Raw genomic sequence first — 15,955 nt, 5'->3', positions numbered from 1 at the left:
CATGCTCGACCTTCGACTTCCGTCCCAGCAGGATGCCCCGCTTCCTAGGGAACTCACTCATCAGGTGCTCGTGGGTAACGTTCCTGTTGGCGGGGGAGCTCCCGTGTCGGTCCAATCCATGTGCACCACCGCCACGACCGACCCCGTAGCGACGCTAGCGCAGATCCATGACCTCGCTGAGCTCGGCTGTGAAATCGTTCGCGTTGCGATTCCGCACGCTGATGCACTCGACGGCTTTGCCGAGACGTGCGCCGAGTCGCCTATCCCCGTCGTTGCTGACGTGCACTTCGACCACCGCTTTGCTATCGAGGCGGCGCGTCGCGGTGCTGCCGGCATTCGCATCAATCCCGGGAACATCGGCTCTTTCGATCGTGTGGATGCCGTCATCGACGCGGCAGGGGAGGTTGGAATCCCCATTCGCATCGGAGTGAACGCTGGCTCTCTCGACAAGGAGATCGATGCGCGCGAAGACCTGACGCAACCCGAGAAGCTTGTCCAGAGCGCCGTCTCCTTCGTGCGGCATTTCGAGGAGCGCGGCTTCAGAGACATCGTTCTCTCCGCCAAGGTCCACGACGTTCCCGCGACGATTCTCACCAATCGCGAGCTTTCCCGAGTCCTGCCTCATGTGCCACTCCATCTTGGTGTTACGGAGGCGGGCACCATTCGCCAGGGCACGGTTAAGAACGTCTCGGCGCTCTCCGTGCTGCTCTCTGAGGGTATTGGCGACACCATGCGCCTTTCCCTCACCGCTCCACCCACCGAGGAGGTTCCCGTCGCCTGGGAGCTTCTGCAGTCCCTCGGTATGCGGCGTCGCACTCCGGAGCTCGTGAGCTGTCCCACCTGCGGCAGGTGCCAGGTCAACCTTATCGAGATCGCCAACGAGGTCGAGGAGAGACTCCAGAAGATCTCAGCCCCCATTTCCGTTGCCGTCATGGGGTGTATCGTCAACGGCCCAGGCGAGGCGCGCGGCGCCGACATCGGCGTTGCGTGCGGACTTGGCACCGGGCTAATCATCGCTGGGGGAGAGACCCTGCGGAAGGTCCCCGAGGATCGCATAGTCGACGAACTTTTCGCCGAAATTCACGCGCGTTTCGAATAAACAACGGACCGCTCGCAAGCTTGGGCCTTTTGTCCGGTTCGCGTTAGAATGACTAGGCCAATTAACGAGCGCCAATAGCGCCGATTAAAGGATACAGTTATGAACCCAATGAAGATGAGCCGTCTTTACGCCCCCACCCTCAAAGAGGATCCCACCGAGGCCGAGCTCGCGAGCCATCGCCTGCTTCTTCGCGCGGGCATGATTCGTAAGGAGGCTGCTGGCCTCTACACGTATCTGCCTCTGGCTTGGCGCTCCATCCGCAAGATCGAGAACATCGTTCGCGACGAGATGGACACGCATGACGCCCAGGAGCTCATGATGCCCATCATGGTCGACGCGGACCTTTGGCGCCAGAGCGGCCGCATCGATGCCTATGGCAAGGAGCTTGTCCGCTTCAACGACCGTCACGAGCGCGAGTTCGTCCTTGGCCCGACTCACGAGGAGACTATCACCGCCCTCGTTCGCAACGAGCTCAGGAGCTATAAGCAGCTACCCGTTAACCTCTACCACATCCAGGACAAGTTCCGTGACGAGTTCCGCCCTCGCTACGGCCTCATGCGCGGGCGCGAGTTCATCATGAAGGATGCCTACTCCTTCTCTGCCACTCAGGAGAGCCTACAGGAGGAGTACGACAAGATGAAGGAGGCGTACGCCAACATTTGCGTGCGCTGCGGCCTGAAGGCCCTTCCCGTCGTCGCCGACAGCGGAGAGATTGGCGGCGATACTTCCGTCGAGTTTATGGCTCTCGCGGATGCCGGCGAGGCGAGCCTCGTTTATTGCGACGATTGCGGATTCGCTGCAGACGATGAAGCGGCGAGCACGATGGTTAACGTCAGCGAGGGCCCGGGCGACGGTACCCTCACCAAGGTAGAGACCCCGGGTCTTGGCACCATCGCCGACGTCGCCAAGTTCTTCGGCTTCCCCGAGAACGGCACGCGCAAGGCCCTCGCCATCATCGACGCCGAGGGAAACCCTGTCGTCGCCATCGTCCCCGGCGATCACGAGCTCAACGACTGCAAGGCGGAGCACGTCTTTGGCAAGGGCTATCGCCTCATGACCGACGAGGAGCTCGAGGAGAATGGCCTGTTCAAGGGCTTTATCGGCCCCGTGAACCTCCCCGAGGGCATTCGTCTCGTCTGCGACAAGAGCCTCGAGGGTTCCAAGAGCTGGACGTGCGGCGCCAACGAGGTCGACTACCACTTCACTGGCGCCTGCCCAGGCCGCGACTTCACCCCTGACGAGTGGGCTGACCTTGTGACCGTCGTCGCCGGCGATCCCTGCCCTCACTGCGGACGTCCGCTCGCCTCCGCCCGCGGCATTGAGGTCTCCCAGGTCTTCCAGCTCGGCACCAAGTACTCCGAGGCAATGGGTGCCTACTTCATGGACGAGGATGGCAAGGAGAAGCCCCTTATCATGGGTTGCTACGGTGTTGGCGTCTCTCGTACGCTTGCCGCCATTGTTGAGCAGCACAACGATGAGAACGGCATCATCTGGCCTGTCTCTGTCGCCCCGTACGAGGTCTCGATCATCCCGCTTGACGTTAACGACGATCTCGTCTGGCCCGTCGCGGAGAAGGTCAGCGCCGCTCTTGCCGAAATGGGCATCGAAGTCATTGTCGACGACCGCAAGGAGCGCCCTGGCGTCAAGTTTGCCGATAACGACCTCATGGGCTTCCCGTACCAGATTGTGTGCGGCAAGAAGGCCGTTAAGAACGGCAACGTCGAACTCAAGGACCGTGCCACCGGCGAGCGCTCCGAGGTCGCCATCGATGAGGTCGCCGAGAAGGTCGCTCGGCTCGTTCTCGCTGCCAGGGCTTAGTTCTTATGTCTGCATGCCAGACAAATACTGACCTTGCCCGTCTGGCGACGAGCGGCATTCGCCGTTTCACCGCGCTCGCGAACCAGACTCCGGGATGTGTCAAGCTCACTCTTGGTGAGCCCGAGTTTGACACTCCGGAGCCAATTCGCGAGGCGGTTGCTGTGTCGCTGTCGCGCGGTCTAACGCACTATCCTCCCAGCAACGGACGCCCCGAGCTGCTTGCCGCCCTAAGCGCCTACATGCATGGTCACGGGCTTTCATACGACGTGGATGAGCTCATCGTTACTTGTGGAGCCACGGAAGCGCTGTCAGCGTCTCTCCTCGCTTTGCTAAATCCCGGCGACGAGGTCATTGTGCCGGTTCCGGCGTTTAGTCTCTATGAGACGATCGTGCGTGCCGCTCACGGGACATACGTTCCGCTAGACACAAGCGAATACGGGTTTCAGATTCGTGAGGAAGAGCTCGAATCAGTCATTACGCCACGCACGCGAGCGATCATCATTACGTCTCCCAACAACCCAACTGGTTGCATCTATACCCCGGAGACGCTAGACGCCGTTGCCAACTGTGCTGTCCGCCATGGCTTCTGCGTCATCTGCGATGACGTCTACAACAGACTTGTTTATGACGCCGGATACGAGCGCTTTGCCGTTCGTCATCCAGAGCTTCGCGAACGGACCATCGTCGTGGACTCGTTTTCCAAACCCTGGGCGATGACGGGATGGCGTCTTGGCTGGCTCGCGGCGGCTCCCTCAATTAAGTCCCAAGTCGAGAAGATGCACCAATATCTCGTTTCAAGCGTTCCGGCGTTTCTGCAGGATGCAGCCGTCGTTGCGCTTGGGCTTGGGATTGACGAAATGGTTGACACCTATAAAACCCGACGCGATCTCGTTTGCTCGCGACTCGATGCTATGGGGCTTTCGTTTAATTCTCCCGGTGGAGCGTTCTACGCATTCCCTCGAATTGATTCGTTTGGCATGAGTTCGGAGGAATTCTGCGAGCGAGCGATTAGGGAAGCTGGAGTTGCGCTCGTTCCCGGCTCTTGTTTTGGGGTCGAGGGATTCGCGCGCCTTTCGTATTGCGTAAGCGATAGCGACCTAGAGACAGGCCTAGAGAGGCTAGGGGAGTTCACTGGTTCTCTCGGAGGGGTTTCTTTCTAGTGCGAGCAAGTCCTTGGAGGTCCGTATGTTCTTGTTCGAGCTAGAAAGAAATTCTAAATTCTGACTTGCGCGACTTGTAAGGTTTGGTAATATCTCTCTCGCACCAATTCGGGGAATTAGCTCAGTTGGGAGAGCGCATGACTGGCAGTCATGAGGTCAGGGGTTCGAACCCCCTATTCTCCACCATAGATGAGGGGGCGGCGGCTTAGGTCGTCGCCCTTTTTGTTAACGGGCCTATGGCGCAACGGTTAGCGCGAGGGACTCATAATCCCCAGGTTGCAGGTTCGAATCCTGCTGGGCCCACCAGAATTAGTCGCGGGTCGTAGGGCGCATGTGCTCTGCGACCCGCTTTCGTTTCAAGAGTCCGATGCTGCGCTCCAGGTAGAAGTCCTGGATCCTGGCGAAGATGAAGAACGGCGGGTTGTCGGCCACGACGCAGCCCTCCGGGTACTCGAACGACTCGAAGTCGCGCCCGGCCAGAATGACCTCACGACGTCCGCCTCCTGAACGCCTCAGCGCCCGCGCACGTAGTCGAGCACGACTGCGTACACCTCCGGCAGCCTGCTCGCGGGCCTCGCGATGCGCAGCCCATTCAGTCTGGCTATACTTGACAAACAGACGGAAGCGACACGGGAGGATTGGTAATGGGAGAGACGGATTCTAGGGGCAGAATGTCCCTGATCAGACCGCTTTCCTGCGCCTATCTTGTATGGCTGGCCATCTCTCTGCTGTGTGTCGCCGTAACTCTTGGTTATACGACTCTTGCCTATGCCGGCTTAGTCTCGACCGCATCTGAGCTATATCCAACTACTCAGGTTCTGGGATTTCGGATTTCGGTATGGGTGCTCCTCGTGGCTTCTTGGGTCATCTTTGCCGCAGTCGCGTTTGTAGGTTCACTTTTCGGAATACGGGCTTTTAAGATGCCGAGTAATCCGGGTATTCGCGATAGCGCAACTAAGTACGGGCGCATCGTCTTTTCCCTCAGCTTCGTAGACCTCCTGTTCTCGGTATTCCAGCAGAACGCAACGAGCTCCATCTCCTCGATCGTATCCGTAGGCCTTTCTGGCTTTCTGCTGCTCGAAGTCGCGCGTTTCGCGCCTAATACCGAGGAAGTAGCCACCTCGTCATCCAAGCGCAGCGTATCTGCGATTGAGGCCATTGGCCTTGAACAGGAACTTGAGGAGTCTCTTTCTAAGGATGCGAAGGAGCTATACCGCCTCCTGAGGGGATACTCCACGATCATGCTCGTCTGGGGCCTGCTTCGTCTTCTCAGCGGCGTTTCCCAGGTTTTTGGCAGGGGCTATGTCACCGGCGACGCAGAAAGTCTCCGCAACGTTATTGCCGGCGCGGACGTCTGCCTCGTCGGTATCTATCTCCTTGTTACCGGCCGCTATGGCAAGCTCGCCCTTGCGGGTGGCCGTAACCTAAAGACTTTTTCAATTCTTAGCGGAGTCGGTCTCGTGATATCTGCCCTCACGCTCATTCCGGTCTTTCTCTGGTGGTGGCAGGGAAGGGCGCTCGCTGCGGGCGACGTCTTCTGCGTAGTTGTTGACCTCGCGCTTTATGCAGCGGGTGTGTTCTACGCTCGCAGCCTCGATCGTCTGCATGCGCTCTAGTTCGCACTTCTTATTGCGCCTTGCAAACTAACCATGTCCATGCTTTGGCGTGTTTGTCTCATTGCCTGTTTGACACCAATTAATATGACATTCAATTTCTCGCTTGCATACATTCAAGTGCTTGTGATAGACTCCTTTCCGCTGCGACGGCAGCCGAAGTGGGCGATTGGCTCAGGGGTAGAGCACATCCTTCACACGGATGGGGTCGCTGGTTCGAATCCAGCATCGCCCACCACTTCGGGGAATTAGCTCAGTTGGGAGAGCGCATGACTGGCAGTCATGAGGTCAGGGGTTCGAACCCCCTATTCTCCACCATAAACGACGAGGCCGGGGCTTTTGCTCCGGCCTTTTTGTTATGCGATGATGCTGCGAGTGAGTTGAACGCCACTTCAGCATCGTGAGATTTAGGCCTTGCGCCGGAGAGAAGGTTCGTATGTCCGAGGACACCAGCAATCCCGTCGAGGCCTTTGGTCTTCGTGTGGCTCACGTTGGAATCAACGCCGCAAGTCCTGAAGAGGCGATGGAGATTGCGTCCCTCTTCGAGGCTCTCATGGGGCTCGCTCCGGTCAAGACTCCCGTTTCCGTGTTCGCGGACACGCTCGTTGAGGTTATGAGCGGCTGCGGTCGCGGCGAGAAGGGGCATATCGGATTTGGCGTCAATGACATTCCTGCCGCCGAGAAGTGGTTTGCCGCTCGTGGCTTTGAGATCAACGAGGATTCCCGCGCTCTCAACCCTGATGGCACAACGAAGCTCGTCTACTTCAAGCGCGAGATCGCCGGATTCGCCATTCATCTCTGCCAGAACTAGCCCCAGATTCAAGCTCAGGAGAGTGCCTTGATTCTTCTTGCCGATAAGGTTTCCAAATCGTTTGGTGGTCGCACCCTATACGAAGGTGCGACGCTACAGCTTAATGCGGGTCAGCGCTGGGCCCTCGTTGGCCCTAACGGCGCCGGCAAGACGACGCTTCTCAAGATTGTCATGGGAACCGAGACCCCGGATGAAGGCACCGTTAGCTTTCAGAAGGGGGCTACCGTCGGCTACCTAGAGCAGGAGGCTAAGCTCGCCGGCCATGACACCGCCCTCGAGGAGGTTATGGCGTCGGCGACGGAGATTCGCTCGCTCGGCGCTCGCATCTCGGAGCTCGAAGCGCAAATTGCCAACGCTGGCGAAGGCGAGGGCCTTGAGCCGCTCCTGGATGAATATGGCCATGCTCAGGACAGGTTCGAGAGGCTGGGCGGCTATGAGCTCGAGAGTCGGGCCCGAGCCATCCTTTGCGGTCTCGGCTTCCCCGTAGAGGACCTCGACAAGCCCGCGGAGGATTTCTCGGGCGGGTGGCAGATGCGCATCTCCCTCTCCAAGCTCCTTCTTCGCCATCCCGATCTGCTGCTCCTGGACGAGCCCACGAACCACCTCGACCTCGAAAGCGTGAAGTGGCTCGAGCAGTTCCTCGCCGGCTATGACGGTGCCGTTCTTCTCGTAAGCCACGACCGTGCGTTCATGGACGCCTGCGTGTCCCACGTGGCAGCACTCGAGAACCGTCGACTTACAACGTATACGGGCAACTACTCCAGCTACCTTCGTCAGCGTGAGGACAATCTCGAGCAGCTGCGAGCCAAGCGCGCTGCTCAGGAGCGCGAGATCGCTCATATGCAGGTCTTCGTCGACAAGTTCCGCTACAAGCCCACGAAGGCTGCTCAGGCTCAGGAGCGCATGAAGAAGATCGAGCAGATCAAGAGCGAGCTCGTCGTGCTCCCCGAGCAATCCAAACACGTTCACTTCAGTTTCCCGGAGCCTCCCCGCACGGGAGATATGGTCATATCCATCGAGCATGTTCGCAAGGCGTTTGACGATAACCTCGTTTACGGCGACGCCAACGTGACGTTCTATCGCGGCGATCACGTCGCGCTCGTGGGTCCCAACGGCGCTGGCAAGTCGACCCTGATGAAGCTCGCTCTCGGTTTCGAGACTCCAGATGCAGGTAAGATCGAGCTCGGCCAGAACGTGACGAGCGCCTACTACGCCCAGCACCAGCTCGAGACCCTCAACGAATCAAACACCGTCATGCGTGAGATGGACGAGGCGGCTCCCGGCTGGACGAGCTCAGAGGAGCGTCGCCTCCTTGGTGCTTTCCTCTTCCATGGCGACGACGTCGAGAAGCGTGTGGGCGTTCTCTCCGGCGGTGAGCGCGCTCGTCTCGCCCTCGCGAAGATGCTCGTAGCGCCCGACCCGCTCCTTTGCCTCGACGAGCCCACCAACCACCTCGACATTGACTCTGTCGACGTGCTGGAGCAGGCCCTGGTGGACTTCAAGGGAACCATTCTCCTGATCAGCCACGATGAGCACCTCGTGCGTGCCGTGGCCAACAAGGTCGTCGAGGTCCGCGATGGTCGCGTCACCGTTTATGACGGCGACTATGACTACTACCTCTTCAAGCGCGCCGAGCTTGAGACTGCGGAGGCGGAGGACGCTAAGCCTGCTACCACCAAGGCTTCAAAGGCGGTCGAGGCAAAGGCAGCCGATGCGCCCGCTCAGACCAGCGGCAGGAACGTAAAGACCAAGGAGCAGCGTCGCGCCGAAGCCGAGGCGAGAAACGCGGCGTCCAAGGCCATGCGGTCCACTAAGAAGCGCCTCAAGGAGGTTGAGGCCGCCCTCGAGCCCGCTCACAAGCGTTACGACGAGCTTATGGAGCTTATGGCCTCTGAGGAGCTCTACGCCGACGCAAAGAAATTTGACGAGGCGATGTCGGAGTATAACGCTCTCAAGAAGAAGATTCCGGCGCTCGAAGAGGAGTGGCTCGAGCTTTCGACCGCCCTCGAGGAAGCCCAGAGTGGGATCGGAGCGTAATGTCCCCGAGCCGGCTATTCACCATCACGATTACGGTCGTTCTGCTCATGCTGTCTGCCGTCGTGCACGAAGTCGCACACGGATGGGTGGCTCATCTCTGTGGGGACGACACGGCGAAGGAGGCAGGTAGGCTGACGCTAAACCCAGCTCGCCATCTGGACGGGTTTGGTTCGTTTGTTCTGCCGATCCTCATGGAGCTTCTAGGCGGGTTCGTCTTCGCGTACGCAAAGCCCGTTCCCTACAACCCGAATCGCCTCAAAAACCCAAGGCGCGACGAGGTTCTCGTAGCGCTCGCCGGACCCGCATCCAACATCCTCCAGGCTTGTATTGGCACGGGTCTCTTTAACCTCGTGTGGGGAGCCATCGAGCGCGATCCCGGCTTGTTTTCCGCGGGACCCGTGGTCTTCGGCTATACCCCTATGGCTCTAATTCTGTCCCTCTTCTCTACCTACGTGTGGATCAATCTCACCCTAGCCTTTTTTAATCTGATTCCCTTTCCGCCTCTGGATGGGTCAAAGGTGCTTTGTTACTTCCTAAAGGGCGAGACTCTCAGGCGCTACTATCGGGTCCAGAACTACGCCATGCCCATCCTCCTCGTATTGCTCTATGCCCTTCCCAAGCTTGGCCTTGATCCCGTTGGGGCATATCTCGAGTTCACAGCCGGTGGTCTATACAACCTGCTCATGGGGGTGTGACGTGAGCTACCGCATTCAGACCCAAGCCTATTCAGGTCCTTTTGACCTGCTCCTCCAGCTTGTGAGCAGGCAGCGGGTGGACATCGGAGCTATTTCCATCTCTGAGGTGGCGGACCAGTACCTAGCCGAGGTCGAGAGGATGGGGGAGCTTGACCTCGACGTCGCAAGCGATTTCGTCCTGGTCGCCTCCACGCTCCTGGACATTAAGGCTGCGTCGCTCGTTCCCGACGACACGCCCGTTCACAAGACGGCGGAAGACGAGGACGACGACCTCGAGGGCCTGACCGCAGACGAAGCGAGAGAGGTCCTTGTCGCCAGGCTTATCGCATACAAGCAGTTTAGGAATGCCGCGGCGGCTCTTGGAAGCCGCATGGAGTCTGAGGCGCGCATGCATCCGCGTGTCGCGGGTCCCGACCCAGACTTTCTCCACGTCGTCCCTGATTACCTTGAGGGCATCACGTTGAGGGGGCTCGCTGTCATCTGCGCGGACCTAGACAGTAGGCGAGAGGGCTTCCTTCTCGAGGCGGAGCACATCGCGCCAAAGAGGTTGCCGGTCGCGCTTACCGTGGCTTCCGTCGATCGCGTGACTCGCTCACGCGGCCACCTTACGTTCAACGAGCTCCTCGACGGAGAACGAACGCCCGAGCAGGTTGTGGTTACGTTTCTCGCGATCCTTCAGCTCTACAAGCTTGGCTCCGTCACGCTCTCGCAGGCTGAGACCTTTGGAGAAATCGAGATCGACCGCATCGAGGGCGCGCCCGCCTACGAAATTGACGCGACGGCGCTAGCCGAGCTGGAAGGAGAGTACTAATGCAGGAGTTGGATAAGCTCGACGCCAATTCGATTCGTGGCGCGCTTGAGGCGATGCTTCTCGTGTCAAGCGATCCCGTCAGCGCGACGGACCTTGCGGTGGTGCTCGGCATTACCCCAGGCGAAACCTCTGAGGCCCTTGCCGACTTGGCAGCCGAGTACTCTGACGCAAACCGCGGCTTCCAGCTTCGTGAGGTCGCCGGGGGCTGGAGGCTCTTCACCCATCCTGCCTTCCACGACCAGGTCGAGGCACTTGTCATGAGCTGGGACACCAGGAAGCTCTCCCAGGCGGCACTAGAGACCCTTGCAGTCATCGCGTACCACCAGCCCGTCACCCGCGAGGGCGTCAAGGCGATCCGCGGTGTCAATTCCGACGGCGTCATCGCGTCCCTCGTCGACAAGGGCCTCGTCCGAGAGGCGGGCAGAGACCCTCAGCGCGCTCAAGCCATTCGCTATGCAACGACGCAGGCGTTTCTCGAGCGCTTCGGCCTCAAGAGCCTTCGCGAGCTGCCGGATCTCGAGCAGTTCGCCCCTGACGAGGAGTCGAAGAAGTTCATCCGCGAGCGTCTGAGCGGCCGCGTCATCGAGTCGACCCTCGAAGAGGCGGAGGCTGACTTCGAGGAAGAGCGCGAGCTCCTTTCGGATGACACGACCGGTGATGCCGCGAATGAGTAAACAAGCCAGCCAGGAGGAGCGCGTCGTTCCGATGCGTCTCCAGAAGTTTCTTGCTCGAGCGGGCGCCGCCAGCCGCAGGGGGTCCGAGAACCTTATGACGGCTGGTCGCGTTCGCGTCAACGGCGTCGTCGTGACGGAGCTCGGCAGCAAGGTCGATCCCACCGTTGACGTCGTCACCGTTGACGGCCGAGAGGTGCGTCTCGCCGATGAGGCCGTGTACATCATCCTCAATAAGCCCGCAGGTTATGTGACCACCATGAGCGACCCGGCCGGGAGGCCGTGTGTGGCGTCCCTGGTTCCCAAGGACCAGTATCCGGGGCTCTTTCCCGTGGGGAGACTCGACCGCGACACCACGGGAATCCTCCTCTTCACGACGGATGGCGAAGCGGCGCAGAGACTTCTCCACCCCTCATTCGAGAAGGACAAGCATTACGTCGCACTTGTTGAGGGTAGCCTTTCTCGTGCCGCGATCGACAGGCTCGAGCGTGGCATTACGTTGGATGACGGCCCCTGCGCACCGGCGAAGGTCGAGCGAATCGAGGCCAGCTCGCCCCTTGTAAGCGCCGTTTGCCCAAGAGGCATTCCCAAGGGCTGTTCACTCGTTGGCCTCACCATTCATGAAGGTCGAAAGCACCAGGTCAAGCGCATGCTCTCAGAAGTGGGGCACGAAGTGATCGCACTTCACAGGGACACGTTTGGCTCGCTCGTGCTAAAGGATGTCAAACCTGGCAAATGGCGTCAGCTTACGGCCGATGAGCGCAAGAGGCTCCTCGCGCAGACGAAGGGGGAGTAGGGTATGAAGGAACATGGTCGCATCATCCTCATGAGGCACCCTCAGACCGAGTACAACATCGAGGCACGCCTTTCCGGCAGGATCGACGTCAAGCTTTCCGAGCTGGGCATCGAGCAAGCGAAGCGAGCGGCGCGCGCCATCGTTGCCTGGAAGCCCGATCGCATCATTACGTCGCCTCTATCGAGGGCTCATGCCATTGCCGACGTTGCTGCGAAGCAGCTTGGCCTTGAGGCAATCGAGGACGACCGCGTAATCGAAATGGACTTTGGCTCTATGGAGGGCAAGCGCGTCGCAGACCTGCCGGCGCTTGGGTACCCGTTCCCCTGGCGTGTGGTCGACGGCAAGTCCCTTCCGGCTCCGGGGGCGGAAAGCTACGAGGACCTGATCGAGCGCGCCCGCACCTTTGTCGACTACACGAAGGGTCTCGAGGGCAAGACCGTCGTTGTCACTCACGGCGGTTTCACGAGGGCCTTCATGGCTGCCGTTTACGGCATTCCCGTGGAACTGTTCTGGGATCGTGTCGTGGCGAATGTGTCGTCACACGTATTCGTCTCAAATGGTGAGCGTCTCTCCCTGCAGACCTCGGGCCTTGCCCCAAGCGAGCTCGAGCGGCGTGCAAAGACGGGTTTCGTGCCTGGCAAGTCTCCCCTTGCTGACATTGAGACGGACGACTTGATCGCAAAGATGAGCTAGCATGGGCTAAAAGCCCTTAAAAGGAGGAAGACATGATCGTTGCCATTGACGGGCCGGCCGGTTCCGGTAAGTCCACAGTCGCGAGGGCCATGGCCTCTCGCGAAGGCCTTACGTATCTCGATACCGGTGCCATGTACCGTGCCGTCACCGACGCCGCCCTTACCCACGGCATCGACGTGACCGATTCCGCCGCTGTCGCAGACCTTGCCAACCACATCGAGATCTCCCTCGAGAATGGCCCTGAGGGTCCCGTCGTCATTGTCGACGGAGCCGATCGAACGAAGGCCATCAGAACGCCCAAGGTCGACGAGAACGTCTCCGCCGTCGCCGCAATCCCCGAGGTGAGGGCTGCCATGGTTGAGCTTCAGCGCGCCTCCTCCAAGAACGCAGACGTTGTCGCCGAAGGAAGGGATATCGGAACGGTCGTCTTTCCTGAGGCCGAGGTGAAGGTCTTCCTGACAGCGGATCCCTCCGCGCGTGCGCGCCGTCGCGCCGTCCAGCGCCACGGCGGAGATACCGCCAAAGATTCGAGCGCCGTGGCGGACTCTGCAGAGGCCGCCGCCATCGAAGCCGAGCTCATCGCCCGTGACATGGCGGACTCCACTCGCAAGACCGCTCCGCTCAAGCCCGCAGAGGACGCCGTGCACATCGACTCCACCAGCCTGACCGTTGACGAGGTTTGCGATCAGATTTCTGCCCTCATCTCTAAGGCGCGCGCATGAGCGACACCCAGACGAAAGTCAAGGCAAAGAGCGCGAAGCACAAAGGGTTCGATTACCTACGAAACAGCATTGTGAACTTCCCTGCAGGCGCGCGGGCGCTCTATGCGTTTGTTTTCTCCGTTCTTCACGCCTTCTCATCCATCGTCTACCCCACGACTATTCGTGGAGAGGAGAACCTGACAGCCGGCGAGGATGGCAAGGGCGCGATGCTCGTTATGAACCACGTCTCGATGGTCGAGCCCGTTGTCTTCATTGTTGGCCTCTGGCGCCGCGGAATTCGAATCAGGCCTCTCTATAAGATCGATTTCGACAAGATCGCTCCTGCTCGGTGGCTCTTCCGACGCGTCGGCGGAATCCCGGTCGATCGTGGGTCTGCCGACCTCAAGGCCCTTAAGGCGTGCCGCGACGCTTTGAAGCGTGGCGAGTACGTGCTCGTCTATCCCGAGGGCACCCGCGTCAAGAACGACGAGCAGCAAGTCGAGCTTCACGGTGGCTTTGCGATGATTGCGCAGATGGCGGGGGCCAACGTTATTCCCTGCGCCGTCGTGGGCGCCGCGGACCCGTATAGGACCCGAAAGACGCGCCGTCGCATGCCCAAGATCGCCATCGGGAAGCCCATTTCCTTTGACGAGCTCGAGGCCACCGACCGCAAGGGCAGAGTCGCCGAGATGGAACGCGTCGCCATGGATGACGTCTATGCGCTAAGAGACGAGCTTCGAAACGATTATCCCGGTCTTTGGTAACCACTCACTTCTTGGAGGACCCCATGCCTGTGACCATCACCGTTGCCGAATACGCGGGAGCATGCTACGGAGTTCAACGGGCGCTTGATCTCGTTCATAAGTTGGCTAGCGAGAGCAGTGAACCCGTCCGCACGCTTGGTCCACTCATCCATAATCCCCAGGTAGTTGCTGGGCTTGAGGCCTCAGGAGTGACCGTTGCCAACGAGGTGCCCGATGACGCTGGCTCCACCCTCGTTCTTAGGACGCATGGGGTAGTCCCCGAAATCGAACGCCGGGCTCGAGAGAACGGTCTTAACGTCGTCGATGCTACGTGCCCATACGTCAAGCGAGTGCATCATGCGGCAGAACGTCTCCAGCGCGAGGGGTATCAGGTCCTCGTGGTAGGGGAGTCCGGTCATCCCGAAGTTGAGGCCATCCTCGGGCATGCCCCCGGAGCATTGGCCGTAGCTGACGTCGACGCTCTCGATCAGGTTGACCTATCAAAGAAGGTCGGCGTAGTGGTCCAGACTACGCAGGCAAAGGCAACGCTCGACGCGGTCGTCTGCGAGCTTATGGGGCGCGTGCAGGAGGTGTGCGTCGTGAACACCATCTGCGAAGCTACGAGCGAGCGCCAAGGCGCGGCGGCTCGCCTCGCGTCCACTTCGGACGTTATGGTCGTCATAGGCGGCAGAAACTCCGCGAACACGACGCGCCTTGCAGAGATCTGCACAAGCGCCTGCCCGCGAACCCATCACATCGAATCCCCGGATGAGCTCGAGGCTAGCTGGTTCGATGGAGCCTCGTCGATTGGCGTAACCGCCGGCGCCTCAACGCCCACCGCCCATATCGAAACCCTGGTCAAGGCAATCGAGGCTCTTTGCTAAAAGCGTGGCAGACCGCTTTTCTTCAGGATGCCGGAATGGGGCATGTTAGACTTTTACACCTGAACATTCGAGCAAGGAGCACTCATGGCCAAGCCCATCGTCGCCATCGTCGGACGCCCCAACGTCGGCAAGTCCACGCTGGTTAACCGTATTGCACAGAAGAAGGAAGCCATCGTCCACGAAAGCCGTGGCGTCACCCGAGATCGCAGCTACCACGAGGCAGACTGGTGTGGTCGCGAGTTTACTCTCGTTGACACCGGTGGCATCGAGACAGGCCGCTCTGATGACGCCTTTGCCGGCCGCATCCGCGAGCAGGCGGAGGCCGCCTGCCAGGAGGCGGATGTCATCATCTTCGTCGTCGACGCTACCACCGGCGTGACCGAAGAGGACGAGACGGTTGCGCGTATCCTGCGTCGAGCCGGCAAGCCCGTCTTCCTCGTAGCCAACAAGCTCGACAATCCCGCGGACGACAAGACCATGTGGGATTTCTATGCCCTCGGCCTTGGTGAGCCCAGGCCCATTTCCGCCGTCCACGGTCACGGTACGGGAGACCTTCTCGACGAGGTCGTCGCAGCTCTCCCTGAGCCCGCGGATGAGCCCGAGTATCCTGAGGACGCCCTTCGTGTTGCCATTATTGGCCGCCCGAACGTCGGCAAGTCCTCGATCACCAACCGCTTTGCCGGCAAGAATCGTTCCATCGTGAGCGACGTCGCCGGCACGACGCGCGACGCCCTCGACGTCATCGTCGAGCGTGGCGACAAGCGCTACCGCCTCGTCGACACCGCCGGCATGCGCAAGCGCAACCTTGTTCACGAAGACGTCGAGTACTACAGCCTCGTCAGGGGCCTTCGCGCCATCGACGAGGCGGAGGTTTGCCTGCTTGTCGTCGATGCCTCCGAGGGTGTCACCGAGCAGGACCAGAAGATTGCCGGCCTTGCCATCGAGCGTGGTTGTGCCCTCATCATCCTGCTTAACAAGTGGGATCTTGTGACCGACGACCACGAGCGCGAAGAGGTCATGCAGTCCGTCGCTCGTCGAATGACGTTTGCCCCCTGGGCTCCCGTCATCCGCGTCTCCGCGCTCACGGGACGTTCACTTGAGAAGGTCTGGGCCGTTGTTGACCGCGTGGGCGCCGCTCACTCCGGCCAGGTGTCCACGAGCGCACTCAACAACCTCCTCGCTCAGATGCGCGAGAGTGGTCACACCATCGTCAAGGGGCCGAAGCGCCTTCGCATTCAGTATGCGAACCAAACCGGCAATTGCCCGCCCGCCCTTACGTTCTTCTGTAACTTCCCTGAGCTCATCGATGATAACTTCAAGCGTTATCTCGAAAATCGCCTTCGCGAGCAGTTCAATCTCGAAGGCACTCCTCTCCGTCTGAGGTTCCGAAAGAAGCAATCCGCCTAAGGCGAGCCGAAGGGCT

At 60.0% G+C, this 15,955-nt stretch carries 15 protein-coding genes and 4 tRNA genes; all 19 read left to right on the top strand.

Annotation, left to right across the window (positions count from 1 at the left end; genetic code table 11):
- Window position 1: 1 nt before the first annotated feature.
- Entirely contained in the window at window positions 2-1,099 is a 1,098-nt protein-coding gene (gene ispG / locus ACTQ1Z_RS03265) for a flavodoxin-dependent (E)-4-hydroxy-3-methylbut-2-enyl-diphosphate synthase (RefSeq protein ID WP_441858660.1), read from the top strand.
- 108 nt (window positions 1,100-1,207) lie between these two features.
- Window positions 1,208-2,917 carry a proline--tRNA ligase gene (locus ACTQ1Z_RS03260; protein ID WP_441858792.1) on the top strand — a complete coding sequence of 570 codons (1,710 nt, stop codon included), beginning with the start codon at window positions 1,208-1,210 and terminating at the stop codon, window positions 2,915-2,917.
- Window positions 2,918-2,922: 5 nt separating this feature from the next.
- A complete protein-coding gene (locus tag ACTQ1Z_RS03255) occupies window positions 2,923-4,077 on the top strand; it encodes a pyridoxal phosphate-dependent aminotransferase (RefSeq protein ID WP_441858658.1) in 1,155 nt (384 codons plus the stop codon).
- A 110-nt stretch (window positions 4,078-4,187) separates the two neighbouring features.
- A tRNA-Ala gene (locus ACTQ1Z_RS03250) sits at window positions 4,188-4,263 on the top strand.
- 44 nt (window positions 4,264-4,307) lie between these two features.
- Window positions 4,308-4,383: transfer RNA gene (locus ACTQ1Z_RS03245), tRNA-Ile, on the top strand.
- Window positions 4,384-4,721: 338 nt separating this feature from the next.
- Window positions 4,722-5,693 (top strand): hypothetical protein, encoded by a 972-nt coding sequence (locus ACTQ1Z_RS03240; protein WP_441858656.1) that lies wholly within the window; start codon window positions 4,722-4,724, stop codon window positions 5,691-5,693.
- A 160-nt stretch (window positions 5,694-5,853) separates the two neighbouring features.
- A tRNA-Val gene (locus tag ACTQ1Z_RS03235) sits at window positions 5,854-5,928 on the top strand.
- A gap of 4 nt (window positions 5,929-5,932) precedes the next feature.
- Window positions 5,933-6,008 (top strand) — tRNA-Ala (locus tag ACTQ1Z_RS03230).
- 118 nt (window positions 6,009-6,126) lie between these two features.
- Window positions 6,127-6,501 carry a VOC family protein gene (locus ACTQ1Z_RS03225; protein WP_441858654.1) on the top strand — a complete coding sequence of 125 codons (375 nt, stop codon included), beginning with the start codon at window positions 6,127-6,129 and terminating at the stop codon, window positions 6,499-6,501.
- A gap of 27 nt (window positions 6,502-6,528) precedes the next feature.
- Window positions 6,529-8,538 carry an ABC-F family ATP-binding cassette domain-containing protein gene (locus tag ACTQ1Z_RS03220; RefSeq protein ID WP_441858652.1) on the top strand — a complete coding sequence of 670 codons (2,010 nt, stop codon included), beginning with the start codon at window positions 6,529-6,531 and terminating at the stop codon, window positions 8,536-8,538.
- Window positions 8,538-9,233 (top strand): site-2 protease family protein, encoded by a 696-nt coding sequence (locus tag ACTQ1Z_RS03215; RefSeq protein ID WP_320678979.1) that lies wholly within the window; start codon window positions 8,538-8,540, stop codon window positions 9,231-9,233. Before ACTQ1Z_RS03220 ends, ACTQ1Z_RS03215 begins: the two co-directional genes overlap by 1 nt.
- Before the next feature lies 1 nt (window position 9,234).
- Entirely contained in the window at window positions 9,235-10,044 is an 810-nt protein-coding gene (locus tag ACTQ1Z_RS03210; RefSeq protein ID WP_320678980.1) for a segregation and condensation protein A, read from the top strand.
- On the top strand, window positions 10,044-10,718 hold the full coding sequence (scpB, locus tag ACTQ1Z_RS03205) for an SMC-Scp complex subunit ScpB (RefSeq protein ID WP_441858649.1): 675 nt from the start codon (window positions 10,044-10,046) through the stop codon (window positions 10,716-10,718). The genes ACTQ1Z_RS03210 and scpB overlap by 1 nt, the downstream gene beginning before the upstream one ends.
- Window positions 10,711-11,511, top strand: a complete 801-nt coding sequence (locus ACTQ1Z_RS03200; protein WP_441858647.1) for a pseudouridine synthase — start codon at window positions 10,711-10,713, stop codon at window positions 11,509-11,511. The genes scpB and ACTQ1Z_RS03200 overlap by 8 nt, the downstream gene beginning before the upstream one ends.
- Window positions 11,512-11,514: 3 nt before the next feature.
- A complete protein-coding gene (locus tag ACTQ1Z_RS03195; protein WP_441858645.1) occupies window positions 11,515-12,204 on the top strand; it encodes a histidine phosphatase family protein in 690 nt (229 codons plus the stop codon).
- A gap of 32 nt (window positions 12,205-12,236) precedes the next feature.
- Window positions 12,237-12,926, top strand: a complete 690-nt coding sequence (gene cmk, locus ACTQ1Z_RS03190; protein WP_441858643.1) for a (d)CMP kinase — start codon at window positions 12,237-12,239, stop codon at window positions 12,924-12,926.
- The gene (locus ACTQ1Z_RS03185; protein WP_441858641.1) at window positions 12,923-13,669 is read left to right on the top strand and encodes a lysophospholipid acyltransferase family protein; all 747 of its coding nucleotides are present in this window, start codon (window positions 12,923-12,925) and stop codon (window positions 13,667-13,669) included. The genes cmk and ACTQ1Z_RS03185 overlap by 4 nt, the downstream gene beginning before the upstream one ends.
- A gap of 23 nt (window positions 13,670-13,692) precedes the next feature.
- The gene (gene ispH, locus ACTQ1Z_RS03180; RefSeq protein WP_441858639.1) at window positions 13,693-14,532 is read left to right on the top strand and encodes a 4-hydroxy-3-methylbut-2-enyl diphosphate reductase; all 840 of its coding nucleotides are present in this window, start codon (window positions 13,693-13,695) and stop codon (window positions 14,530-14,532) included.
- 84 nt (window positions 14,533-14,616) lie between these two features.
- Complete coding sequence (gene der, locus ACTQ1Z_RS03175; protein WP_441858637.1) at window positions 14,617-15,939, top strand: ribosome biogenesis GTPase Der; 1,323 nt, start codon at window positions 14,617-14,619, stop codon at window positions 15,937-15,939.
- Window positions 15,940-15,955 lie beyond the last annotated feature (16 nt).

It is taken from the genome of Parolsenella sp. LCP21S3_E11 (genome assembly GCF_052118165.1).
In the GTDB taxonomy this organism is placed as follows: Bacteria; Actinomycetota; Coriobacteriia; order Coriobacteriales; family Atopobiaceae; genus Parolsenella.
The sequence above is the reverse complement of the archived record's forward strand: the minus strand, read 5'-3'. Positions and strand labels throughout refer to the sequence as shown.